We start from the raw sequence: 22,690 nt of genomic DNA on the forward strand, positions 1-22,690 counted from the left end.
CATGAATCGCTTTTCGGCCTAAGGAGTTACCCGTGATTTCCGTTCCGCCACTTGACAACGACGAAGAAAATAATGGAACCGCGGCGCCGGACGGCGCCGCCACGCGGGCCTTGCGCATCCTGCTCGCGGTCTCTTCCCGAGGACGGGCCATGGCGCTGTCGGAGATCACCGAAGAGCTGGACATCCCCAAGGGCACGGCCCATCGCCTGTGCGCCCAGCTCGTGTCCATGGGCTTTCTGGCCCGCGACGTGGACGAACGCAGCTACGGCATAGGGAAATCCTTGCGGCGCCTGGCGCTGAACACGCTCAACCACCGCTCGGTGCAGGCCTTGCGCCACGACGTGCTCATCGAACTCGTGAAGCAGGTGGGCGAAACCTGCAATTTCACCACCCTGGACGGCACCCAGGTCGTCTACCTGGACCGTGTCGAGGCGCAATGGCCGTTGCGGCTCATCTTCGACGTCGGCTCGCACGTGCCCCTGCATTGCACCGCCAGCGGCAAGCTGCTGCTCGCCCACATGCCCCCCAGGGAAGCCGCGCGCGTTCTTCCGCATCTCAAGCTCGACGCCAAGACACCCAGCACCATCACCAGCCTGCTGGACCTGGAACGCGAATGCAGGCTGATCCGGGAACAGGGCTATTCCACCGACCGTGAAGAATTCATCGCCGGCATGGTCGCCGTAGCCGTGCCGGCGCGCGACTCGCGGGGCGACGTGCGTGCCGTCGTGGCCATGCACGCCCCCACCGCCCGCATGTCCATCGAACGGGCCATAGAATTGCTGCCCTATCTGAACAAGGCCGCCAGGGAAATGCAGGGCTTGCTATAGCCCGGGGCCCGCTGTGGCGGGGTGATCGCCATGGCGGAAGGGGCGGCCGTCGCCGGCCGTGCGTGCCGCATGGCCGGCGATATCGGTGAACGCCCCGTCAGGCTTCGGCCGTGCCGCTTTGCTTGCGTCGCGCCAGCAAACGGCCCAGCACCACGATCGAGACCGCGCCGACGGCTTCCGCGGCCAGCTTCATGGCGCCGCTGGGCTCGCCGAAGCGTTCCACGATGGCGATGTCGGTGATCAGCATCCCGCCCGCGATCCAGCCCAGCAGCGCCGCGCCGAAGGTGACCACGATGGGGAAGCGGTCGATGAGCTTGAGCACGATGGTGCTGCCCCAGATGATGATGGGCACGCTGATGATCAGGCCGAAGACCACGAGGCCGATCTGGTGGTCGGGATTGGCGCCCTGCGCCGCGCCCGCGATGGCGATCACGTTGTCCAGGCTCATGACGAAGTCGGCGATGATGATGGTCTTGATCGCGGACCAGATCGACGCGCCGCCCTCGATGTTGCCATGGGCGTCCTCGTCGGGCATCAGCAGCTTGATGCCGATCCAGACCAGCAGCAGCGCGCCTATGACCTTCAAGTACGGCACGCTGAGCAAGGTCAGCGCGAACGCGATCAGTATGACCCGCAGGCCGATGGCCCCCGCCGTGCCCCACAATATGCCCTGCATGCGCTGTTTCGGGGGCAGGTTGCGGCAGGCGAGCGCGATGACCACCGCGTTGTCGCCTCCCAGCAAAATGTCGATCATGATGATCTGAAAAACCGCCGTCCAGCTTATCGTCTGCAATAGTTCTAACATTCTCGCCCCTTGGGGATAAACAATTGAAAAAGGGTAAGAATCAGGCCGGCGCGCCTTCGCCGGCAAACCGGCGGCGGCATGGGAATGCGCCAATAAAAAAGGCCTGATCCAGAAGGACAGGCCTTAGCGATTGTTGGAGATACGCCTTGCCCTTCACGGCAAGGTCTTGCTTGCAACACTGGTGTTGCCCGAGCACCGGGAGCCTGGATACTGCGACAGGACTGCCGTAATGACGATGCTGCGGAAAGAAAGCTACTCCCCTTGATAGGGCGTAAGTATATTCAGAAATTGCGCAATGTCAAAACTTTTTCGCAGTATAGTCAGCGAAACAACGCCATCGACGCGCCCGCCGCCAGGCGCAAAGGAGACCGCAAAAATGAAATACGCCGCATTGACCGCCCTATCCCTTTCCCTGCTGGGATACGCCGCAAGCGCCGCCGGGCAGGAGGCGAAGAAAGACGAATTCTTCTGGCTGGGCGCCATGAACAAGGCGTCGCTGGTCATCAACACCGACGAGGGCCTGATCGAGCGGTCCCTGGCCCCGGGCTTTGCCGCGGGCATCGACAAGGTGATCCAGGCCGGCAACCGGGAAGGCGGGAAGCGGCCGTCCACGGTCATTTCCTTCGAGCCCCTGCTGATCAAAGAGGCGGGGCAGGAAATCACCTTGCTGCATGCGGGCCGGTCGAGCCAGGACATGCACGCCACCTTCCGCGCGGCGATCTTGCGCGAGGACTTGCTGAAACTGGCCGAGCAGCTGCACAAGACGTCCGCCACGCTCGTCGATCTGGCCGAACGCCACACGGGCACCATCGTGCCCAACTACACGAACGGCGTGGCGGCGCAGCCCAACAGCTACGGCCATTATCTGCTGGGGCATGCCGCCGGCCTGCGGCGCGATGCGCAACGCATGCGCGAAGCCTATGCGCGCATCGACCGGTCCGCCATGGGCACCACGGTGCTGAACGGCAGCAGCTGGCCGCTGAACCGCGACCGCATGGCGGCGTACCTGGGCTTCGCGGCCACCGTCGAGAACGCCTACGACGCGTCGCAGATTTCCTCCATGGAGCATCCCGTCGAAGTCGGCGCCGTCGTCACCAGCATTGCCCTGCATACCGGGCACTTCGTCGAAGACCTGCTGACGCAGTATGCGCAGCCGCGCCCCTGGATATTGCTGCAGGAAGGCGGCGACAACACCTATGTGTCCAGCGCCATGCCGCAAAAGCGCAACCCCGGGCTGCTGAACAACACGCGCAGCAGCGCTTCGACCGCCATGACGCTGGCCTTCGGCCCGGCGCTGCAGGCGCACAACATCACCCCGGGCATGTCGGACCCCAAGAGCTCCAAGGCCAATAGCGCCATGGTGGCCAGCGGCATCACGGCGCTGAAGAACTGGGAACGGGTGCTCAAGGCCCTGGTCATCAGCCCCGAGCGCGCGCTCGAAGAGCTCAACAGCGACTGGACGGCATCGCAGGAGCTCGCGGACAGCCTCATGCGCAAGCACAAGCTGCCTTTCCGCGTCGGCCACCACTTCGCATCGGAAGTGGTCGATTACGCCAAGCAGCACAACATCAAGCCGCTGGACTTTCCCTACGAGCAGGCGCAGCGCATCTATGCCGAAGCGGTGAAGGGCGGCTCCTATCCGCAAACCCTGCCCATGAGCGAAGCCGAGTTCCGCGCCAACCTGGACCCGGTCGCCATCGTCGAGCACCGGGCGACGGCCGGCGGCCCGCAGCCCGCGGAAATGAAACGGATGATCGCATCGGCGCGGCAGGACCTGGACGCCCAAAAGCAATGGATCGCCGACCGCCGCCACGCCATCGACGCGGCGCTGGACAAGCTGGACGCCGACTTCCGCAAGCTCAGCGCGGGGCAGGCGGGCTAGGGTTGGGCCCTCTCAAGGCCGCGAGCAGGCGCTCGCGGCTTTCACGGACGTGGGCGCGCATCAGGCGCTCGGCGCCGTCCGGGTCCCGCCGTTCGATGCAGTCGACGATGGCGTGATGTTCCTGGTGTATGCGGCCCATGTCGCGCCGCAGCTGCCCCGACCGCATTCGACAGAGCCGCAGCAGCGTGTACAGATCGCGGCACAGCAGATTGGTGATCCATTTGTTGCGGCTGCCCAGCACGATGGTGCGATGGAAGTCCTGGTCGGAATCGACCTTGAACACCGCTTCCATGTCGCGGCTGCCAAGGTGCTCCAGCCCCGCGGTGATGGCGCGCAACCGCCGCACTTCCGGCAAGGTCATGTATTCGGCCGCGAGCCGGCTGGCCATGCCTTCCAGCGATTCGCGCACGGTCAGGATCTGGTCCATGTCCTCGACCGATAAATCGACGACGCGCACGCCCGCATGCGGCACCCGTTCCAGCAGGCGCCGGCCTTCCAGCGTGCGGATGGCCTCGCGCAAAGGCCCCCGGCCGATGCCCAGGGCATCGGCCAGCGCCTGCTCGGGCAGGCGCGCGCCCGGGCCGTAATCCCCCTTCAGTATCAGGTCTTCAAGCCGGCGCATGATCTCGTCGACCGACAAACGCTGCCGGACGTCGACCGCCGCTTGCGGCTTTATCGGCTCCATGTTCGCTCCTTCACCCGGATCGCAGACACCCGCGCGCCCTGTGCTCATCGTCAATATGGTTATTGTTGACAATCTTATTTGATTGTCGATAACATTTTCAAGCTGAAAACACATCAACGAACCGTAATCTATCGCGGGACTCACCCCGCAGGAGGAAGACACCATGGTTTCGACCACTCGCCGTCGTCTGATCACTTCCATGGGCGCCTTGTCCGTGGGCAGCGGCCTGGGCATTTCCGCACCCGCCGTGCTGGCCCAGGGCGCGGGCGATTATCCCAACCGTCCCATCAAGATCATCGTGCCGCTGGCCGCCGGCGGCGGCGGCGACCTGACGGCCCGCCAGCTGGCCCAGCACCTCACCGAACGCATGGGCGTTCCGGTCGTCGTCGAGAACCGGCCCGGCGCGGGCGGCAGCATCGGCACGCACGCGGCGATCAAGTCCCCGCCCGACGGCTACACGCTGGTCATGCTGTCCAGCAGCCACACCTGCAACGCCGCGCTGCGCGAACTGCCCTTCGACTCCATCAACGACATCGAGCCCATTACGCTGTTCAAGCGCGAATCGCTCATTCTGGTGGGCAACAAAGACCTGCCGGTGAAGAACTTCGGCGAACTCGTGCAGTGGGCCAAGCGCGAACCCGGGGTCGTCACCTATGGCTCGTCCGGCGTCGGCGGCATCACCCACCTGAGCATGGAGCATCTGGCCGACCTCGCGGGCATCAAGCTCAACCACGTCGCCTACAAAGGCACGGGCCCCGCCTTGCAGGACACCATCGGCGGCACGGTCAACCTCATGTTCTCGTCGGTCGCCATCGTGGTGCCGGTCATCCAGGAAAAACGGGCCATCGGTCTGGGCATCGCCGACGCCCGCATACCCGCCCTGCCCGACGTGCCCAGCTTCAAGGAAGCGGGCGTGCCGGGGTTCAAGTCCGACCTGTGGCACGCGGTGGCCGGCCCCAAGGGCATTCCCAAAGAGATCGTGGCCCGCCTCAACAAGGAAATGGCCGAGGTCCTGAAAAGCCCGCAAATGCAGGAACGCATCAGGTCCGAAGGCAGCCAGCCCGTCGGCAGCAGCCCCGAGCAGCTGCTCGAGACCATACGCGCCGACATCGCCCAGTGGAAAGACGTCATCCGCAAAGCGGACATCAAAGCGACCTGATACCAGCGCGAAACATGAATCAACCTTCTCTTCGCAACGCAGCCTCCGCGCTGCGTTCGCGCTGCCGCCGGGAGTTCGAGTCCGGCGGCCGGCGCTATGCCTATTACTCCCTGCCCGAGCTGGCGGACTACGCCCAGGCCGGGCTCGGCCGCCTGCCCTATTCGATCCGGGTGCTGCTGGAGAACCTGTTGCGCCATGCCGAACGCGACGACGTCGGCGCCGCGCTGCCGCTCGAGGTGCTGCGCAACTACCATGAGCGCGTCGGCAAAGACACCATACCGCTGATGCTGGCGCGTGTGATGGCGCAGGACGTCAGCGGCATCCCGGCGCTGATCGACCTGGCCGCCATGCGGGACGCCATGGCGCGCGCCGGCGGCGACCCATCCAGGATCAATCCGCGCATTCCCGTCGAGCTGATCGTCGACCACTCGCTCGAGGTCGACTACGCCGGCCAGGCCGGCGCGCTGGACCTGAACGTCGCCCTGGAATATCGCCGCAACCGCGAGCGCTACACCTTCCTGAAATGGGCGCAGCACGCGATGGACAACCTTTCCATCGTGCCGCCGGGCGCGGGCATCCTGCACCAGATCAACCTGGAGCACCTGGCCCGGGTGGTGTTCGTCGATCACAGCCAGGACCCGCCGCTGGCCTATCCCGATACGCTGGCCGGCACCGATAGCCATACCGCCATGATCAACGCCGTGGGCGTGCTGGGCTGGGGCGTGGGCGGCATCGAGGCGGAAGCGGCCATGCTGGGCGAACCGCTGTCCTTCCTGTTGCCGCCGACCGTCGGCGTCCGCCTGCTGAACCGCCCCCGGGCGGGCGTGACCGCCGCCGACATCGTGCTGACCCTGACCCGCTTGCTGCGGGAAGCCAAGGTGGTGGAAAGCTTCGTCGAATTCACCGGCCCGGCGCTGGACGGCGATGCGCTGACCCTGGAGGACCGCGCCACCCTGGCCAATATGTCTCCAGAATACGGCTCCACCTGTGGCTTCTTCCCGGTGGACGCCGGCACGATCGATTATTTGCGCCGCTCGGCGCGCGACGACGAGGCCATCGAACTGGTCGAGCGCTACTGCCGCCTGCAAGGCCTGTGGCGCGACCCCGGCGCCGCCGAGCCGGAATTCTCGCGCGTGGTCGAGCTCGACCTGGCCACGGTCGAGCCCAGCGCCGCGGGGCCGCGCAGGCCGCACGAGCGCGTGGCCCTGTCGGACATTCCGGCCTCTTTCCTGGCCGCCTGCCCGCAGGCCGGCCCCCGCGCGCCCGGCGCCGCCATGGCCGAACTCGACCACGGCGCGGTCATACTCGCCGCCATCACCAGCTGTACCAATACGTCCAACCCCAGCGCGATGATCGCCGCCGGGCTGCTGGCGCGCAAGGCGCGCGCCAAGGGCCTGCGCGCAAAACCATGGGTCAAGACCTCGTTCACGCCCGGCTCGAAAGTCGTCAGCGACTACCTTCAGGCCAGCGGCCTGCAGTCCGACCTGGACGGCCTGGGCTTCCAGCTTGCCGGCTATGGCTGCGCCAGCTGCGGCGGCGGTTCGGGCCCGATCGCGCCGGACCTGCAATCCGCGATCGAAAGCCGCGGCCTCACGGTTTCCGCCGTCCTGTCCGGCAACCGGAACTTCGAGGGCCGCATCCACCCGCTGGCACGCGCCAATTATCTGCTTTCGCCGCCGCTGGTCGTCGCCTACGCCATCGCCGGCAGCGTGCGCATGGATTTGTCCACGGAGCCATTGGGCCATGCGCCCGACGGCACGCCGGTGTTCTTGTCCGACATCTGGCCGGACAACGCCGAAATCAAGGAAATCGAACAGCGCTACGTCACCCCGGACCGCTTCCGCAGGCAGTATGCCGGCATCACCGAAGGCGACGCCGGCTGGCGGGCCCTGCCCTCGGGCGGCTCGATGCTGTACGAGTGGGACCCCGACAGCACCTATGTGCGCCGGCCGCCCTACATCGACCAGCGGCCGGCGGCCGGCCGCAGCCTGCGCGGCGCCCGCCCCCTGCTGGTGCTGGGCGACAGCGTGACCACCGACAACATCTCCCCCGCCGACGGCATACGGCCGGACGTCCCGGCGGGCCGCTACCTGCGGGACCGCGGCGTCGCCCCGGCCGCGCTGCACACCTTCATTGCGCGCCGCGGCAACCACGAGGTCATGATGCGCGGCACATTCACCGGCGGGCGGCTGGCCAACGAACTGCTGCCGCAAGGGCCCGCCGGCGGCACGCTCATCATGCCGGAGGGCCGCGTGGCGCCGATCTACGATGCCGCCATGCACTACCTGGCGGCCGGCGTGCCGGTGGTCGTCGTGGCGGGTCGGGAATACGGAACCGGCTCGTCGCGCGACTGGGCGGCGAAGGGAACGCGCCTGCTGGGCGTGCAGGCCGTGCTGGCCGAGAGCTTCGAGCGCATACACCGGTCGAATCTGGTCAACATGGGGGTGCTGCCCCTGCAGTTCGAGCCGGGCGTGACGCGCAATTCGCTGGGCATCACCGCCGAAACGCGTTTCGACATCGACGTGCCCGACACCATACCGCCCAACGGCTGGGTCGAGTGCCGGATCTCGGACGCGCAAGGAACGCGGACGATACGCCTTCAGGCGCGGCTGAATACCGCGCACGAAGAGGCGGTGTGGCGCCAGGGCGGCATATTGACCACCATGCTCGACCATTTCATGCAGTCCACCGCCTGAACCGGCCGGCGCGCGCCGGCCGGCCGGGCACCCGGCCGCGGCGCGCGCAAGCGGAATCCCCGTCCAGGCACGGAACTTGCCGAGCATCGACCGGGTCCGCGCCGCCTTCGGGCGGGCGGCCGCTAGCAGTCATCTTTGGTCAGGAGAACAGCATGAAAATAAAAATCTTAACGATGGTCATCGCTCTTGCGGCGCTCGCAGCGGGATGCACCAACACGATGCGCGGCGCGGGGCAGGATATCGAGCGCGGCGGAGAAAAGATCCAACAAAAAGCCGGCTAGCAGCCGGCATGGCGATGGGATGGCGGCGAGGTTTTCCGTAGGCCTCGCCGCTATTTTCGTCCCTTACGCGTGGGCGCTGCGCATGCCCTGGACCACCAGGAAAACCGCGGTGCCGATGGCCAGCAGCACCCAGGACGCGGTGACGATGGCCGCCAGGCCCAGGGCGACGGCGATGATGGAACCGATGAAAAGCACGTTGCTGCGCGGCCCCAGAATGGCGCCGATGGCGGTGCCCACGAGAATGGCCGCGAGGATCTGGATGATGTAGTGCATGGATGCCCCCCTTTCTTATTGATCGAATCCGCGGGCGGCACGAACCAGGCCCGCGTCGTCGTCCATACAGGACGGCCCGAGTGTATCATCGAACCCCTTTGCGGCGGAGCCTGCGCCACCCGATCACGATGCCGGTCGCCGCCACCAGCATGCCGCCCAGGCTCAGGAAGATCAGCACGGCATCGCGCAGCGGGCCGGCCCGCAACAGGGCGGGCGTATCCCAGCTATGCAGAAAATAGAACAGCCAGCGGCCCGCTCTTTCAGACCGCGCCAAGGCCAGGTTCACCTCGCCCGTGCGCAGATCGATATACACGCGCGTGTCGTCGGGGTCCGCGAACTGCAGCATCAGGGCCGGCAGCCCGCGCGGCGCCCCGCCGTTCATCGCTTCGGCGTGCCGCCGGTAATAATAGGCGTCGTAGTCCGACAACACCGATAGCCGCCGGGTATCGGCCTTGAACAAGCGCCCCGCCGCGGGCCGGATCTCTTCGGGGCGCCAGCGATCGCGCACTTCCAGGCCGTGGCCTTCGGCGGTGACGATCCGGCTGTCGGCCGCGGCGTCGTGGGCCAGCACATACGGGCGGCCCGCCAGGCTGAGCCATGCCAGTTCGACCGGCGCGAAGCCCGCGCCGCGCAGGGCGGCGACGATGCGCGCCGGCTCGCGCAGCCCGGAAAAATCCGCGGAGCCGGCCGACCGGTAGGCCGCCATGTCCGGCGCGCCATGCCTGGCGGAGAACACGCCGCCGGGGTTCATGGACATCAGCCCGCTGAAGATCCAGAAGCTCAGGAACGCGCCGAACAGCAGGCCGCCGATGTGATGCCATTTCATCATCGGCGCGCGATAGGGCGAGCGCGAGCCCGATTTGTACCGGCCGCGGAAGCGCCAGCGCCAGATGCCGACGCACACGCCGCTGGCGGCCAGCACCGTCCCCGCCGCGGACAGCGCGATCACGATCCATGACCAGACCGGATCGACGGACTGGAAGCGCAGCATATAGAGCCAGTGCAGCCAAGCGCCCAGGTAATTCCAGCGCTGCTGGCTCTCGGGCGCATCCAGCACCACCTGCCCGGTCGCCGACGACACATACAGGGTGGACGGCTCGGGCCCGTCAACCAGGACCCGGTGCAGCGGCCGGTGGACATCCAGGCCGCGCCCGTGCGTCCAGCGGTCTTCCTGGATGGTTCCCAGATAGCCCAGCGCCGGCGCGCCGGCGAACGCCTGGGCGGACGCCACGGCCTCCCGGGCGCCGGCCGGCCCCTGGACGGCGGAACCGGTCAGCGCCGAAAACACCCGGATGGGCCCCCGCCCTTCACGCAGCAGATAGACCGGACCGCCGCCGGCCGACGTCAGCACCGCCGTCGCCCGAGGGTCGTCCAGCGGCCGACCTTCCAGGCCGTCCAGCGGCGCGCGGCATGCCTCTTCGGCCAGCGGCGGCAAGGCCGCCAGCCGTTCCGGCGGCGTCAGCTTGGGGTAGCCCACATACAGCATCACCACCCCGCTGGCGAACCAGAGCAGCATCAGGACGCAAGCCCCGATGCCCAGCCACCGATGCGCCAGATAGATCAGGCGCTTCATCTTTCCCATGGTCTTGCTCCCGGTCCGCCGTCAGAACCGATGGTTGAGCGTCAGCTCGTAGCGGCGTCCCGGCCCGTACAGCCATTGCGTGGGCGTGTAATAAGCCGTGGTGAAATAGGCTTTGTCGAACACGTTGTAGCCGCGCGCGGTGATCGTCGTGTCTTTATCGAGCCGCCAGCGCAAGGCCAGGTCGGTCGTCGTATAGGAAGGCAATTCCAGCGTATTCGCGTTGTCGGCGTAGCGCTTGCCCACGTAGCGCAAGCCGCCCATGGCGGTCCAGCCCGGGGCGAACTCCCAGCCCAGCCACAGATTGGCCAGGCGCTGCGCGACATTGGGCGGAACCTTCCCGTTGCGCGAGACCGCCATGGGCGGCGAACCCGCGGATTCGGTGAAATCATCGTAGCGGGCGCGCAGCATGGCGGCATTGGCCTCTATCGTCCAGCCCCGGGCCAGCTCCATGGACAGCGACGCCTCGATGCCCCGCGAGGACTGCGCCCCCACCTGGACCCGCCGGGCGGGATCCATGGCGTCGCGGGTCAGCAAATCGGTCTTCCTGATGTGATAGAGCGCCAAGGTCCACTCGCCTTTGCCGTCGAGAAAGCTCTGCTTCAGGCCGACCTCGATCTGCCGCCCCCGCGCCATCTCGAACTCCGCATTCGCGGGGCTCAGCATCAAGATGCCGCTCACCGGATCGGCCGCTTCCGAATACTGGGCATACAGCGCCAGGCCGGGCCGCGCCTGAAAGACCGTCCCGACCCGGAAGCCGGTGTCCGAATAGCTGCGATCCAGCACCCTGGCGGACGAGACGAGGTCGTCGCGCACGAGCTTGGCGTGGTCGTGGCGCAGGCCCGCGATCACCGACCACCGCGGCGTGAGCTCGAGCCGGTCCTCGATGAACACGGCGTATTGGAGCGCCTCGTTGCGGTAGCGCGGCATGGTCGGCTGATCGCTATGGAAGTAGCCCGGTATCGGGTCATACGGATCGACCGGGCCCGAGCTGCCGGTGTAGGTGTTGTTGGTGTGCCGGAAGCTGCTGCGGTTGAGGTCGAAACCGATCGAAAAGATGTTCTTGAAGACGCCCAGGCGGCCGTCGAACGCCGCGTCGGCGGTCAGGCCGGTCTGCTTCTGGTCGTGGTTGATCTCTGTGTTGTCGGAGCGGTCTATCCATTTCGTGGAGGGGTTATAGACGTATTTTTCGGCATTCCTCCAGTCGCGCTTGCTGCGGACGTTGTAAAGCTTCGCCCTGACGGTGACGTCGTCGCGCGGCGTCCAAAGGGCGTCCAGTTCCGTCCATGCATCCCGATAGCGGATGAGGCCGTCATCGACGTTGTAGTTCTTGCGCCGCAGCTCGTCCGCCTGCCGCCCTTCGATCAGGGGCGTGCCGAAGTAGCGCATCGGCTTCTGGCGGCCCTGGGCGTGGCTCAAGGTCAGGCGGAGGTCGCGCGTGGCGTCCCATTGCAGCGCGCCCGACACGGTCAGGTCGCGCGACTCGCCCCGGTCCACCCAATTGTCGCTGCGGCTTCCGCTCAGGTCGAAGCGATACGCCAGCTTGTCGGTCAGCGCGCCGCTGCTGTCGAAGGCGAAGCGCCCGGTGCGCTCCGTGCCGGCCGTCAATTGCAACTCGTTTTCCACCGGCCCCTGCCGGGGCCGCCTGGGAATCACGTTGACGACGCCGCCGATGGCCCCGTCGCCATACACCACCGACGCGGGCCCGCGCAGCACCTCTATGCGTTCGACCGACCATGTGTCGAACGGAAAGGTGACGCCCACCCCGCCGTACTGCCGCATGCCGTCATACAGGCGCATGACGGACGTGCTGTCGGTGAAGCCGCGCGAAGAAAGCGCGGACCCGCCGTTGCCCGGATGCCCCATTGCGCTGATCCCGCCCGACCGGGTGATGGCGTCGAGCACGCTTGCGTCCCCGCGCTCGTCCAGCTGCTCGCGGCGGATGATGTCGAGGCTGGCGGGTGTTTCCCGCGGGGACAGATTCAGATTCGAACCGGTGGAGGCCGGCGTGTCGAGGACGGCGGCCGGCCGGCTCTTGATGATGATGGCCGGCAAGGTCGCTGGGCCGCCCTGTACAGCGGGGCCGTCCTGTGCTTGCGGCGCGGCCGCGCCGAATGCCAGCATGGAAACGGCGATGCGCGAAGACACGGCCACGCGGCCGCGCCCCCGACGCTGCGGCGCCGCCGCGCCGATACGTAGGAAGTTCATGTTGATTCCGTGAAGAAGTCGTAGCGGTGCGCGCAGCCCCGAGGCTCCGCGCGAGTCGTGAGGAATCAAGCAGAAAGGGGCGGCGCCCTGCAGGGAGGCGTCTTCCAGACCCGGGATTCGCATGCGCTTTCAGCGCCCAGGGCGTGGAAGCGCGGTGGCGGGAGGTCGGCCGCCAGGATGGCGACGGCGCTGGAGGGAATGCCGCAGGGGTGAAAGCAGAGCAGGCAATGGCCCGCGTGGAGCCCGTCGCCGTCGGGCTCGGTGGCCGGATCCCCATTCTGGTCCAGCGCGACGAGCTTCCCGCCCTCGGCGGTGCAAAGATGCGCCCAGACCACCTGCGACGCGTCGCCCGCCCCGATCGCTTTGGCGGTGGGGGCAAGCACGGCAAACAGGAACGCAATCAGCAAACACCAGCTGGTGCGTCGGATGGACAGGCGGGAGGCCATGAAAAAAGTGGCTGTCAACGCGGCAAGGTGGGCGGGACACTATGTATGGACAAAATCTTAGCACGCAGGCAGGATGCCGCAGATATATGCATTTCGCATATGCCCCCCACCCTTACCCTGATTCGAATATGAAAAAAACCTCCTGGACCCCACCTTCAGACCCCTTGTTCCCCATGCAATGGCATTTGCACAACACGGGAACGTTCCCGGGCAGCGTCGCCGGGTTCGACATCAACGTGCTGCCGGTATGGCCCGATTACACCGGGCGGGGCGTCATCGTCGGCATCATGGACGACGGCATGGACGAAACGCACCCCGACCTCGTGCACAACTACCGGCGGGACCTGTCCTGGGACGTCGCGCTCGACATCCCCGGCGCGGCGGTGCGCCAGCCCGGCGACGAGCATGGCGTCGCCGTGACGGGCCTGGTGGCGGCCAGCGCCAACAACGGCATCGGCGGTGTCGGGGTCGCCTGGGATGCGCAGATCGCCGCGTATCGAAGCCTGCTGCTGCTCACCGATACCGAGCCCCTGCTTTCCTTTACACGCGCCGCGGCGAAGATGATCGACGGCGGCATTTCCGTGTCGGTGAACAGCTGGGGGGCGATGCGCTGGCCGTTCGACAAGCATGCGCAGCAGGCCGCATACTGGGAACCCGCCCGCGCCATGGCCGAGGACGGGCGCGACGGCCTTGGCATCGTCACGTTCTTCGCCGCCGGCAACGACAGGCTGGACAAGTTCAACACCAACTACGACCCCACGGACAATATTCCATGGGCCATCATCGTCGCGGCCTCGAACCAAAGGGGCGACATTGCCGTGTATTCCACGCCCGGCGCATCGGTTCTCGTCACCGCCCCGGGCTCGGAGCCCAGCGCCATGGTCACCACCGACAGGCAAGGCACCGACGGCTATAACAAGGCGTCCGGAACCGCGGGCGACTACACCGACCGGGGCGATTCTTTTTTCAACGGAACCTCCGCAGCCACCCCCGTGGCGGGCGGCGTGGCCGCACTGATGCTGCAGGCCAACCCGCGGCTGGGATACCGCGACGTCCAGGAAATCCTGGCCTATTCATCCAAACGCGCCGACTTCCTGGACCGCGGCCTCGATGCCGCATTCAACGGCGCCCGCGACTGGAACGGCGGCGCCCTGCTCGGCAGCCATGACTTCGGCTTCGGCCACCTCGACGCGCACGCGGCCGTGCGCCTGGCCGAAAGCTGGAACAAAACCAGCACCTACGCCAACCTGCTGCTGGAACAGGGCTCCGTGGCGCAACATTCCCTGACCATCGAAGCAGGCCAGGTCCAGCAGGCCAGCGCCTATTTCGCACGCGACCACCGGGTCGAGCAAGTCACCGTCACGGTGGACATCGAGGCCCCCAGGCTGCAACACGTCGTCCTCGAGCTCGTTTCGCCCGACGGCACGGTCAGCACCCTGATCAACCGGCCGCCGGTCTATGTGCCCGACGATGACGACGACGGCAGCGTGCCGGACCCTGAATTGCCCGCCGCGCTGAACTACACTCTGAACACGGTCCGCAATTGGGGCGAAGACCTGAACGGCGAATGGACGCTGCGCATACGCAACGATGCCGGCGGCGAGACGGTGCGCCTGAAAGACTGGTCCATACTGGCCTACACCGCCGGCCAGACGACCGGGGGCAGCCAGATTTTCACTGACGAATTCGCCCGGTTCGCCGAACTTCAGTCGGGCCGCGCCACCCTGGACCCGTCCAACGGCACCACCCTCAACGCGGCGGCGGTGACCAGCGACGTCCGTTTCGACTTGACGACCGGCATCTCGTGGCTGGGCGACGCCGACCTGAAGCTGGCCGATCCGTCCGGCTTCCGGGGCCTGACGTCCGGCGACGGCGACGACATCCTCATCGGCAACGGGCTGGACAACATTCTGATGGCGGGCCGCGGCAACAATCACATAGACGGCGCCGCGGGCGTGGACGTCGTCCGTCTGATCGGCGCAAAATCGGACTTCAGCATCGCCCGGCACGAGAACGCCATCTCGCTGCAAAGCCTCGCCTTGTCCGGCGGCGGCACCGACGTGCTCTACAACGTCGAGCTGCTGCACTTCGCCGACCAGGTGGTGCTGAGCAAGCAGCCGTCGAACCTCGGCCCCGATCTGTTCGATGAAACCGGCTATCTGGAGCAAAACCCCGACGTGGCCGCCGCGGTGTGGGCCGGCCATCTCTCCAGCGGAGCCGAGCATTATCGCCAGTGGGGCGCGAGCGAGGGCCGCAGTCCCAATGCCTTGTTCAATGAAAAATGGTATCTGGCCCAGAATCCCGACGTGGCGGGCGCGCTCGCACTGGGGTGGCTGCATAGCGGCTATCAGCATTACCAGGAATACGGCTGGACGGAAGGCAGGGCGCCGTCCGCCTGGATGGACGGGGCGGGCTATCTGGCGAAATACACCGACGTGGCGGAGGCGCGATTGGATCCGCTGGCGCACTATCTGCTGTATGGCGTCAACGAGGGGCGCACGATTGCCGCGCTCGATGCGGGGCTGTGGGGGGTCTGATTTCGCAAGGGGACCGTCTCGCCGAAACTGGATGAAGGACACCATCGCATTTAACCCAGGTCAAGCATTCGACATTCCAGCCTAGTTTTTCCTTGAAACACTATATGTAGTGTATTAGAGTTCGCAAAACACCATATATAGTTGATCGGAAAAACTAACCATGACACATGTCGCAGTCAAATCGTCCATAGAGGAATACCTGAGCAGAGCCGACTGGCGCGTCAACGCCAACGCCAACCAAGGCTATTCCCTGGGCGGCCTCATCCTGAACGTCTCCGGAAAAGTCATCGCCAACTACTGGCTCGACCACGTCTACCCGCCCGCCGTCGGCGCTGCGCATCGCAACGCCGACCTCCACATCCACGACCTGGACATGCTTTCCGGCTACTGCGCCGGCTGGTCCCTGCGCACCCTCCTCAACGAAGGCCTGAACGGCGTGCCCGGCAAAGTCGAATCCGGCCCGCCCCGCCACATGTCCAGCGCCATCGGCCAGATCGTCAACTTCCTGGGAACCATGCAGAACGAATGGGCGGGCGCCCAGGCGTTCAGCTCCTTCGACACCTACATGGCGCCCTTCATCCGCAAAGACCGCCTGAGCGAACGGGAAGTGCGCCAGTACATGCAGGAACTGATCTACAACCTGAACGTGCCCTCGCGCTGGGGCACGCAAACGCCGTTCACCAACCTCACCTTCGACTGGGTCTGCCCCGAAGACCTGCGCGACCAGGTGCCGGTCATCGCCGGCGAAGAAATGCCCTTCACCTATGGCGAGCTGCAGGCCGAAATGGACATGATCAACCGGGCCTACATCGAAGTGATGATGGCCGGCGACGCCAAGGGGCGGGTCTTCACCTTTCCGATCCCCACCTACAACATCACCGAAGACTTCGACTGGCACAGCCCCAACGCCGAGCTCCTGTTCGAAATGACCGCGCGCTACGGACTGCCCTATTTCCAGAACTTCATCAATTCCGAACTCAAGCCCAATATGATCCGCTCTATGTGCTGCCGGCTGCAGCTGGATCTGCGCGAGCTGCTCAAGCGGGGCAACGGCCTGTTCGGCTCCGCGGAACAAACGGGCTCGCTGGGCGTCGTCACCGTCAACTGCGCCCGCCTGGGCTATCTGCACGCCGGAGACGAAGCCGCCCTGTTCGCCCGGCTGGACGAATTGCTGTGCCTGGGGCGCGACAGCCTGGAGCTCAAGCGCAGCCTCATCCAGCAGCTGATCGACGACGGCCTGTTCCCCTATACCCGGCGCTACCTGGGCACCTTGCGCAACCATTTTTCCACGCTGGGCGTGAACGGCATCAACGAGATGATCCGCAACTTCACGGCCGGCGAGCACGACGTCACGACCGAATGGGGCCACCGTTTCGCCCTGCGCCTGCTCGACCACGTGCGCGACCGGATCACCCGCTTCCAGCAGGAAACCGGCCACATGTACAACCTGGAGGCCACGCCCGCCGAAGGCACGACCTACCGCTTCGCCAAGGAAGACCGCAAGCGCTACCCCGACATCCTGCAGGCCGGGACGGCCGACATGCCCTACTACACCAACTCGTCCCAATTGCCGGTGGGCTTCACCGACGATCCCTTCGAAGCCCTGGAACGCCAGGACGCGCTGCAGTGCAAGTACACCGGCGGAACCGTGCTGCATCTTTACATGACCGAGCCGCTGTCCAGCGCCGATGCCTGCCGCAGCCTGGTCAGGCGCGCGCTGGGCAATTTCCGGCTGCCCTACATCACGGTGACGCCCACTTTTTCCATCTGCCCCGTGCATGGCTACCTGGGCGGCAGCCATCCGTTCTGCCCCAAATGCGACGATGAAATCCTGGCGCGCAAGCAGAAAGCCGCCCGCGCCGAGCGCGCCGCCGCGCTGGCCGCCTGAGCCCGGCCGCCTCACTTTTTTCAACCAACCTCTTCGACAAGGAGTCAACACCATGATGACCGAATCCAGCCAGCAAGCCATTGCTCTCGCCGACGACGAACGCCAGCCCTGCGAAATCTGGACCCGCGTGATGGGCTACCACCGTCCGGTTTCGTCTTTCAACATCGGCAAGAAGGGTGAATTCCACGAGCGCCGGTATTTCTCCGAGCGCGCGGCCTCTTCCAGCCCGAAAGCCACGGCCGAGCCGGCGCTCGCATGAGCCGTCTCCCCGTCAAGCTGAAAGTGGGCGGCATCACGCCGTTCACGGCCACCGATTACCCCGGCAAGCTTGCCGCCGTCGTCTTCGTGCAGGGCTGCCCCTGGCGTTGCGGATACTGCCACAACCCGCACCTGCAGGTCCGCACGCCGCATAGCCCGATCGCCTGGGCGGACGTGACGGGGCTGCTCGAACGCAGGGCGGGGCTGATCGATGCCGTGGTCTTCAGCGGCGGGGAACCGACCATGGATCCGGGGCTCGAGCCCGCCATCCGCGAAGTGCGCGGGCTGGGCTTCCTGGTCGGACTGCATAGCGGCGGCACGCATCCGGCGCGCTTGCGCGAGGTGCTGCCGCTGCTGGACTGGGTGGGCCTGGACATCAAGGCCGACGCCGGCGACTATGAACGCATCACGCAAGTGGCAGGCAGCGGCGCGTCCGCGTTCGACAGCCTGCGGGCCGTGCTGGACAGCGGCGTGCGCCATGAATGCCGCACGACCATCCATCCCGCGCTGCATAGCGAAGGCCAGTTGCGCGCGCTCGCGCGCCGCCTGGCCCGAGCCGGGGTAAGGCATTACGCCTTGCAGGTGTTCCGCGCCACCGGTTGCGACGACGCGGCGCTGAACCGCGCGCCCACCTCCGGCTATCCAGGCCCGGCGCTGGTGGAAGAGCTGGCCGCGCTGTTTCCGTCCTTCACCTTGCGCCAAGGCGGCTGAGCCGTCCAGGCGCCGCGGCCGCCGCTCGATGTTTGCATCATGCCGCTTGATTTATGTGCCTTAGGCAATTAATAATATGCCTCAGGCACATAAATTCACCTGACCCATCATGCAATCCAGCGCTCTCCACGCCCGCGCCGAAGCCGTCCGCCGCTTCAACCGCTACTACACGCGCCAGATCGGCGTGCTGCATGAGCACCTCCTGAACAGCAAGTTCTCGCTCACCGAAGTGCGCATTCTCTACGAGCTCGCGCACCGCAGCGGGTTGACGGCCGCGGACCTGTGCCGCGAGCTCGGCCTGAACGCCGGCTATCTGAGCCGGGTGGTCGCCGGCTTCCAGAAAAAGGGCCTGCTCGTGAAGACACGCTCGCCGACGGATGCGCGCACTTTTCAGCTGGAATTGACCGGCCAGGGGCGCGCCACCTTCGCTCCTTTGAACGACGCCTCCCGCCACGAGGTCATCGCAATGCTGGAGCGCCTGTCGGAACCCGCGCAACAGCAGCTGGTGGACGCCATGGACCAGATCCGGCAATTGCTGGGCGGCTCCAGCGCCAATTACCTGCTGCGCGATCCGCGGCCGGGCGACATGGGCTGGATCGTCCATCGGCACGGCGCGCTGTATGCGCAGGAATATGGCTGGAACATGGAATTCGAGGCCCTGGTCGCCGAAATCGTCGCCAAGTACGTAAAAGAGCACGACCCGGCGGGCGAACGATGCTGGATCGCCGAGAAAGACGGCAAGGTCGTGGGCTCGGCGTTCGTCGTCAGGCATGACGCGGAAACCGCCAAGCTGCGGCTGCTCTATGTCGAAGCCGCCGCGCGCGGCCTGGGCATCGGGCGCCGGCTCGTGGACGAATGCCTGCGTTTCGCCCGGCAGGCCGGCTACACGCGGATGGTGCTGTGGACCAACAGCGTGCTGGTCGATGCCCGCCGCATCTATGAGCGCGCGGGCTTCCGCCTCATCGAGGAAGCGCCGCACCACAGCTTCGGCAAGGATCTGGTCGGCGAAACCTGGGCGCGCGATCTGTGACCGGCCATCGTTCGGCGACGCTGGCCGCCGCGATCACCGGCGTGCTGGTCGGCGCGGCCATGGTGTCCACCCGCGTGGTGTCCCCCGACGCCTCGCCGGCCACCCTCGCCTTCCTGCGCTATTCCATAGGGCTGTGCGTGCTCGGCGCGCCGGTCCTGCTGCTGTCGCGCACGCGCTTCCCGCTCAAGGACGCGGCCGCCATCTCCGCCATCGGAATATTCCAGTTCGCGGTGCTGATCGTGCTGCTCAACTATGCGCTGGAAACCCTGTCCGCCGCCATCTGCTCGCTGGTTTTCTCCACCATGCCTCTGTTCACCATGTGCCTGGCCATCGCCCTGGGGCACGAGGCATTCCGCCTCGGCAAGCTGGGCGGGCTGGTGCTGGCGATCTGCGGCGTCGGCTTCCTGCTGTATTCCTCGACGTCCGCCGCCGGCGCCCAGGCAAGCGATCCGGCGGCGCTGGCCGCATTGATCGGCGCGACGGCGATAGGCGCCGTTTGCAGCATTCTTTATCGTCCTTACCTGCGGCGCTATCCGGCCCTGCCGACCAGTTCGCTGGCGATGTGCGCGGCGGTGGTCTTCCTGACCGGCCTTTGCCTCGCGACCGGCGAGCCGCTGGCGCCGTCGCTGTCCACCGTCCAGTGGCTGAACGTGGGCTTCATCGGCCTGTCCAGCGGGCTGGGCTATTTCTGCTGGCTTTGGGCGCTGGCCAAGATCGACGCCAGCCAGGTGGTCGCCTTCCAGGCGCTGGGCCCGGTCACCGCCGCCGCCATAGAACTGGCGCTGTCGCGGCAACCGCCGTCATGGCAGCTGCCGGTCTCCATCGCGCTGGTGGGTTCGGGGCTGCTGCTGGCCTGCCTGCGGCCCGCCGGCGCGCCGCGCGCCCCCGCCGCCTCCGGTGGACAAGGCCATCAGCGCCAGCACGGCCAGCACGGAAACGGCGGACGACAGCCACAATGACTGCACGCCGAACGCATCGAGGCAGACGCCGAAAAGCCATGGCGCCAGTGCCTGCGCGATGCGCGCGGGAACCATGAGCACGCCCTGGCGCCTGCCATAGCCGGCCGGGCCGAATATCACCAGGGGCAGCGTGCCCTTGGCGATGGTCAGAACACCGTTGCCCGCGCCATGCAGCACCCCGAAGATCGCCGCCGCGGGCGCGCCGATGGCGCCGAAGGCGAGCGCGCCGATCGGGTGCAAAGACGCGGCGATGCGGGCGGAAATCAAAGGGTGCAGCTTGCGCAGCAGCCCGAACTCCAGCAGCCGCGCCGCCACCTGGGCTGGGCCGATGAGCGCGCCCACCATGACCGCGGTGGCCAGGCTTGCCCCGCCCTCCTGCAGTAGCCGGGGCAAATGCGCGGCCATCGCCGTGCTGATGAACCAGGTCGCCGCGAACACGAAAGAAAGCGCGCAGGACGCCCAGAAATGGCGGCTTTCAGGCACCGTTGCCGGGACGTCCTCCAAGACGCCGTCCGCCGGCGCTGCCGCGTCGGCGGCGCCTGGCGTCGCCGGGCTGGGCAGGCTCAGATTCAATGCCAGTCCGACCGTCAGATGCAGCGCCGCCCAGACGAAACAGGCATTGCGCCAGCCGACCTGCAGTTCCAGATAGCTCGACAGCGGCCAGCCGACCGTGCTGGCGAAGCCCGCGATCAGCGTGATGCCGGTGATGACCCCGCGCGACCGGGTCCCGTAGAGCGCCACCAGCGCCGAAAACGCGGCGTCGTACAGCCCGCAGCCCATTCCAACGCCAATGACCAGCCAGGCCGCCAGCATGCCCGCCGGCCCGTCGGCCAGGCCCAGACCCGCCAGCCCCAGCGCAAAGACGACGCTGGACGCCGCCAGGACGGACCGGCCCGCGGAACGGTCGATGAGGCGCCCGGCATACGGGCCCAGCATGGCGGAAACGATGAGGGCCGCGCTGAACGCGGCGAACACCATGGCCACGGACACGCCGATGTCGCGCGCCATGGACTCGGCCAGCATGGCCGGCAGGTAATAGGACGAAGCCCAGGCCAAGGTTTGCGCGATTCCCAACCTGATTGCGACACCGACATTGGGTTCAGCGGTCATTCTTTTCTTCTTCCGGGCCGAGGGTTCAGACCCATTGGGTCTGACCCCATATCCAGCCTACGTGATTGTTACGGCGCCTTGACCTCATCCCGCATCGGCTGCGGCGGCACATGGGTTTGCCATACTGATATGGACGTTCACCGACTTCCGTATTTTACGCAAGCCCCACGCCGGGCACCAAATAGACCTGTCGACCCAGACGTCGATCGAATCGGACGCCTTTTATTTTCATGTCACGTTTACCAAGACCTTGCGGCAAGACGGCAGCCTGGTCGCAAAAAAGACCTGGACGGACCACATCCCACGAAGGTATCAGCAAGCCATAGCGTGTCAACGCCGGCCCGTCCCCCGCGGGTCAGGCCGGCATGGCGCTTGACCGGCCTACCAGTATCCCCTACGCTGCAGAAAATTACACAATAAGTTTTCGCAAGTCATTATTTGCGCAGTCTGCGCGGCACATGATCAACCAGCAGAAAAAAACCGAACCAAAAAGGAGAAGACAATGGACAAAGAGGCAATACACGAGCCTAGCCTTTACAAGCTTATTATTCTTGTTGCCTGCATTGTGGTTGCAATGTTCTTTGCGACTGCGCTGGTGGCGCTTGTATTCATGCCAAACCAGCTCATTGCTGGCATGCTGTTTGAAGATATAGCGTTTCTTCTGCCTCTGGCCTTATCCACCCTATGTAGCGCAAGCGTCTTAGCCTGGTATGTTCAATCACATAGGTGCAGGTCCAAGAGGTAACGAGAAACACTGACTGCTGAACGACAAACATGCCAGGAAGCGCCGGCCGTGATGGCCGGCACCTTATCATGGCGTCACGAGCTGGATCTCTATGCTCTGGTAGTACGCTGCGAGGTTGGCCATGTCGTCGTCACTGAGTCCGGCAGCCATTAGGTTCATCACCTCGTTCTCGCGCGCCTTGGATTTGAAATCCTTCAGCGCTTTCACCAGGTACATTTCGTTCTGGCCGGCAAGATTGGGTGCGTCGGGAGCCGTTGCAATCCCTTTGGCGCCGTGACACACCGCACATTGCATGGACTTGGCCCGCCCGGCCTCGATATCCGCGCTCCACGAAGGCGCGACCAGGCCGACCAGGCCAAGAGCAACAACAAGCGAAACCAAGCCGCCCCGCCTGGGAGCGAACCCGCCATCGTCGCTCCCAGCCAGCCGCCGGATGCTGCTACTTCCCTTCATACGCGACCCGATAAATGGCGCCCACCATGTCATCCGAGATCAGCATGGAGCCGTCAGGCAAAAAGGCGACGTCGACGGGACGGCCGAGATACTCGTTCTTGTCGCTCAACCAGCCTTCCGCAAAGATCTCCGCTACGCTCGATGCTTGCTTCTAGAGC

General features: G+C 66.0%; 18 protein-coding genes and 2 pseudogenes. 11 read left to right on the forward strand and 9 right to left on the reverse strand.

Features of this window, described 5'->3' with window-relative positions; all coding sequences use genetic code 11:
* Positions 1-32 precede the first annotated feature (32 nt).
* Positions 33-827, forward strand: a complete 795-nt coding sequence (locus H0A72_RS15215; RefSeq protein ID WP_343060203.1) for an IclR family transcriptional regulator — start codon at positions 33-35, stop codon at positions 825-827.
* Positions 828-924: 97 nt separating this feature from the next.
* Here the strand turns inward: H0A72_RS15215 and H0A72_RS15220 are convergent, their stop codons facing one another.
* Positions 925-1,632: a TerC family protein gene (locus H0A72_RS15220; protein ID WP_180156844.1), complete on the reverse strand. Its 708-nt coding sequence runs from the start codon at positions 1,630-1,632 to the stop codon at positions 925-927.
* 376 nt (positions 1,633-2,008) lie between these two features.
* On the opposite strand from H0A72_RS15220, the gene H0A72_RS15225 reads away from it, so the two are divergent.
* Complete coding sequence (locus tag H0A72_RS15225) at positions 2,009-3,514, forward strand: lyase family protein (RefSeq protein ID WP_180156846.1); 1,506 nt, start codon at positions 2,009-2,011, stop codon at positions 3,512-3,514.
* On the opposite strand, the gene H0A72_RS15230 is transcribed toward H0A72_RS15225, so the two are convergent.
* Entirely contained in the window at positions 3,492-4,199 is a 708-nt protein-coding gene (locus H0A72_RS15230; protein WP_180156848.1) for a GntR family transcriptional regulator, read from the reverse strand. The two genes, H0A72_RS15225 and H0A72_RS15230, sit on opposite strands and share 23 nt — an antisense overlap.
* Before the next feature lie 163 nt (positions 4,200-4,362).
* Between H0A72_RS15230 and H0A72_RS15235 the strand changes: the two genes are divergently transcribed.
* The 3 genes from H0A72_RS15235 to H0A72_RS15245 all read left to right on the forward strand — a co-directional run bounded on the left by H0A72_RS15235 (position 4,363) and on the right by H0A72_RS15245 (position 8,335).
* The gene (locus H0A72_RS15235) at positions 4,363-5,358 is read left to right on the forward strand and encodes a Bug family tripartite tricarboxylate transporter substrate binding protein (RefSeq protein WP_180156850.1); all 996 of its coding nucleotides are present in this window, start codon (positions 4,363-4,365) and stop codon (positions 5,356-5,358) included.
* Between the two features lie 14 nt (positions 5,359-5,372).
* The gene (gene acnA, locus H0A72_RS15240) at positions 5,373-8,054 is read left to right on the forward strand and encodes an aconitate hydratase AcnA (protein ID WP_180156851.1); all 2,682 of its coding nucleotides are present in this window, start codon (positions 5,373-5,375) and stop codon (positions 8,052-8,054) included.
* A 152-nt stretch (positions 8,055-8,206) separates the two neighbouring features.
* Entirely contained in the window at positions 8,207-8,335 is a 129-nt protein-coding gene (locus H0A72_RS15245) for an entericidin A/B family lipoprotein (RefSeq protein WP_180156853.1), read from the forward strand.
* A 63-nt stretch (positions 8,336-8,398) separates the two neighbouring features.
* Here the strand turns inward: H0A72_RS15245 and H0A72_RS15250 are convergent, their stop codons facing one another.
* The 4 genes from H0A72_RS15250 to H0A72_RS15265 form a co-directional block, all read right to left on the reverse strand.
* The gene (locus H0A72_RS15250) at positions 8,399-8,608 is read right to left on the reverse strand and encodes a hypothetical protein (RefSeq protein WP_180156855.1); all 210 of its coding nucleotides are present in this window, start codon (positions 8,606-8,608) and stop codon (positions 8,399-8,401) included.
* Positions 8,609-8,693: 85 nt separating this feature from the next.
* Positions 8,694-10,190, reverse strand: coding sequence for a PepSY domain-containing protein (locus H0A72_RS15255; protein WP_180156857.1), 1,497 nt, complete (start codon positions 10,188-10,190; stop codon positions 8,694-8,696).
* 21 nt (positions 10,191-10,211) lie between these two features.
* Positions 10,212-12,311: a TonB-dependent receptor gene (locus H0A72_RS15260; RefSeq protein ID WP_180157219.1), complete on the reverse strand. Its 2,100-nt coding sequence runs from the start codon at positions 12,309-12,311 to the stop codon at positions 10,212-10,214.
* Positions 12,312-12,460: 149 nt separating this feature from the next.
* On the reverse strand, positions 12,461-12,841 hold the full coding sequence (locus H0A72_RS15265; protein WP_246436983.1) for a DUF2946 family protein: 381 nt from the start codon (positions 12,839-12,841) through the stop codon (positions 12,461-12,463).
* Positions 12,842-12,969: 128 nt separating this feature from the next.
* On the opposite strand from H0A72_RS15265, the gene H0A72_RS15270 reads away from it, so the two are divergent.
* The 6 genes and pseudogenes from H0A72_RS15270 to H0A72_RS22225 form a co-directional block, all read left to right on the forward strand.
* Positions 12,970-15,378, forward strand: coding sequence for a S8 family serine peptidase (locus tag H0A72_RS15270; protein ID WP_180156861.1), 2,409 nt, complete (start codon positions 12,970-12,972; stop codon positions 15,376-15,378).
* 160 nt (positions 15,379-15,538) lie between these two features.
* A complete protein-coding gene (locus H0A72_RS15275; RefSeq protein ID WP_180156863.1) occupies positions 15,539-17,266 on the forward strand; it encodes a ribonucleoside triphosphate reductase in 1,728 nt (575 codons plus the stop codon).
* 52 nt (positions 17,267-17,318) lie between these two features.
* Positions 17,319-17,525, forward strand: a complete 207-nt coding sequence (gene nrdD, locus H0A72_RS15280; RefSeq protein WP_180156865.1) for an anaerobic ribonucleoside-triphosphate reductase — start codon at positions 17,319-17,321, stop codon at positions 17,523-17,525.
* Positions 17,522-18,235, forward strand: coding sequence for an anaerobic ribonucleoside-triphosphate reductase activating protein (locus H0A72_RS15285; RefSeq protein ID WP_180156867.1), 714 nt, complete (start codon positions 17,522-17,524; stop codon positions 18,233-18,235). The genes nrdD and H0A72_RS15285 overlap by 4 nt, the downstream gene beginning before the upstream one ends.
* Positions 18,236-18,344: 109 nt before the next feature.
* Positions 18,345-19,265, forward strand: coding sequence for a bifunctional helix-turn-helix transcriptional regulator/GNAT family N-acetyltransferase (locus H0A72_RS15290; RefSeq protein ID WP_180156869.1), 921 nt, complete (start codon positions 18,345-18,347; stop codon positions 19,263-19,265).
* Positions 19,262-20,059: pseudogene (locus H0A72_RS22225) on the forward strand (DMT family transporter); the annotation flags it as partial. The gene H0A72_RS15290 and the pseudogene H0A72_RS22225, both read left to right, overlap by 4 nt.
* Positions 20,060-20,065: 6 nt before the next feature.
* On the opposite strand, the gene H0A72_RS15295 reads toward H0A72_RS22225, so the two are convergent.
* The 3 genes and pseudogenes from H0A72_RS15295 to H0A72_RS15305 form a co-directional block, all read right to left on the reverse strand.
* Positions 20,066-21,334 carry an MFS transporter gene (locus tag H0A72_RS15295; RefSeq protein ID WP_180156871.1) on the reverse strand — a complete coding sequence of 423 codons (1,269 nt, stop codon included), beginning with the start codon at positions 21,332-21,334 and terminating at the stop codon, positions 20,066-20,068.
* A gap of 811 nt (positions 21,335-22,145) precedes the next feature.
* Positions 22,146-22,460 (reverse strand): c-type cytochrome, encoded by a 315-nt coding sequence (locus tag H0A72_RS15300; RefSeq protein ID WP_246436970.1) that lies wholly within the window; start codon positions 22,458-22,460, stop codon positions 22,146-22,148.
* 58 nt (positions 22,461-22,518) lie between these two features.
* Positions 22,519-22,662 (reverse strand): annotated as a pseudogene (locus tag H0A72_RS15305) (PQQ-dependent sugar dehydrogenase); the annotation flags it as partial.
* Between the last annotated feature and the right edge of the window lie 28 nt (positions 22,663-22,690).

The sequence above is a fragment of the Parapusillimonas granuli genome (assembly GCF_013416525.1).
GTDB classification, from domain to species: Bacteria; Pseudomonadota; Gammaproteobacteria; order Burkholderiales; family Burkholderiaceae_B; genus Parapusillimonas; species Parapusillimonas granuli.

Excerpts from the sequence above, each read along its gene's own strand:
- H0A72_RS15220 (WP_180156844.1), bottom strand. The coding sequence starts at position 1,632 with ATGTTAGAACTATTGCAGACGATAAGCTGGACGGCGGTTTTTCAGATC.
- H0A72_RS15225 (WP_180156846.1), top strand. The coding sequence starts at position 2,009 with ATGAAATACGCCGCATTGACCGCCCTATCCCTTTCCCTGCTGGGATAC.
- H0A72_RS15230 (WP_180156848.1), bottom strand. The coding sequence starts at position 4,199 with ATGGAGCCGATAAAGCCGCAAGCGGCGGTCGACGTCCGGCAGCGTTTG.
- H0A72_RS15235 (WP_180156850.1), top strand. The coding sequence starts at position 4,363 with ATGGTTTCGACCACTCGCCGTCGTCTGATCACTTCCATGGGCGCCTTG.
- acnA (WP_180156851.1), top strand. The coding sequence starts at position 5,373 with ATGAATCAACCTTCTCTTCGCAACGCAGCCTCCGCGCTGCGTTCGCGC.
- H0A72_RS15245 (WP_180156853.1), top strand. The coding sequence starts at position 8,207 with ATGAAAATAAAAATCTTAACGATGGTCATCGCTCTTGCGGCGCTCGCA.
- H0A72_RS15250 (WP_180156855.1), bottom strand. The coding sequence starts at position 8,608 with ATGCACTACATCATCCAGATCCTCGCGGCCATTCTCGTGGGCACCGCC.
- H0A72_RS15255 (WP_180156857.1), bottom strand. The coding sequence starts at position 10,190 with ATGGGAAAGATGAAGCGCCTGATCTATCTGGCGCATCGGTGGCTGGGC.
- H0A72_RS15260 (WP_180157219.1), bottom strand. The coding sequence starts at position 12,311 with ATGCTGGCATTCGGCGCGGCCGCGCCGCAAGCACAGGACGGCCCCGCT.
- H0A72_RS15265 (WP_246436983.1), bottom strand. The coding sequence starts at position 12,841 with ATGGCCTCCCGCCTGTCCATCCGACGCACCAGCTGGTGTTTGCTGATT.
- H0A72_RS15270 (WP_180156861.1), top strand. The coding sequence starts at position 12,970 with ATGAAAAAAACCTCCTGGACCCCACCTTCAGACCCCTTGTTCCCCATG.
- H0A72_RS15275 (WP_180156863.1), top strand. The coding sequence starts at position 15,539 with ATGACACATGTCGCAGTCAAATCGTCCATAGAGGAATACCTGAGCAGA.
- nrdD (WP_180156865.1), top strand. The coding sequence starts at position 17,319 with ATGATGACCGAATCCAGCCAGCAAGCCATTGCTCTCGCCGACGACGAA.
- H0A72_RS15285 (WP_180156867.1), top strand. The coding sequence starts at position 17,522 with ATGAGCCGTCTCCCCGTCAAGCTGAAAGTGGGCGGCATCACGCCGTTC.
- H0A72_RS15290 (WP_180156869.1), top strand. The coding sequence starts at position 18,345 with ATGCAATCCAGCGCTCTCCACGCCCGCGCCGAAGCCGTCCGCCGCTTC.
- H0A72_RS15295 (WP_180156871.1), bottom strand. The coding sequence starts at position 21,334 with ATGACCGCTGAACCCAATGTCGGTGTCGCAATCAGGTTGGGAATCGCG.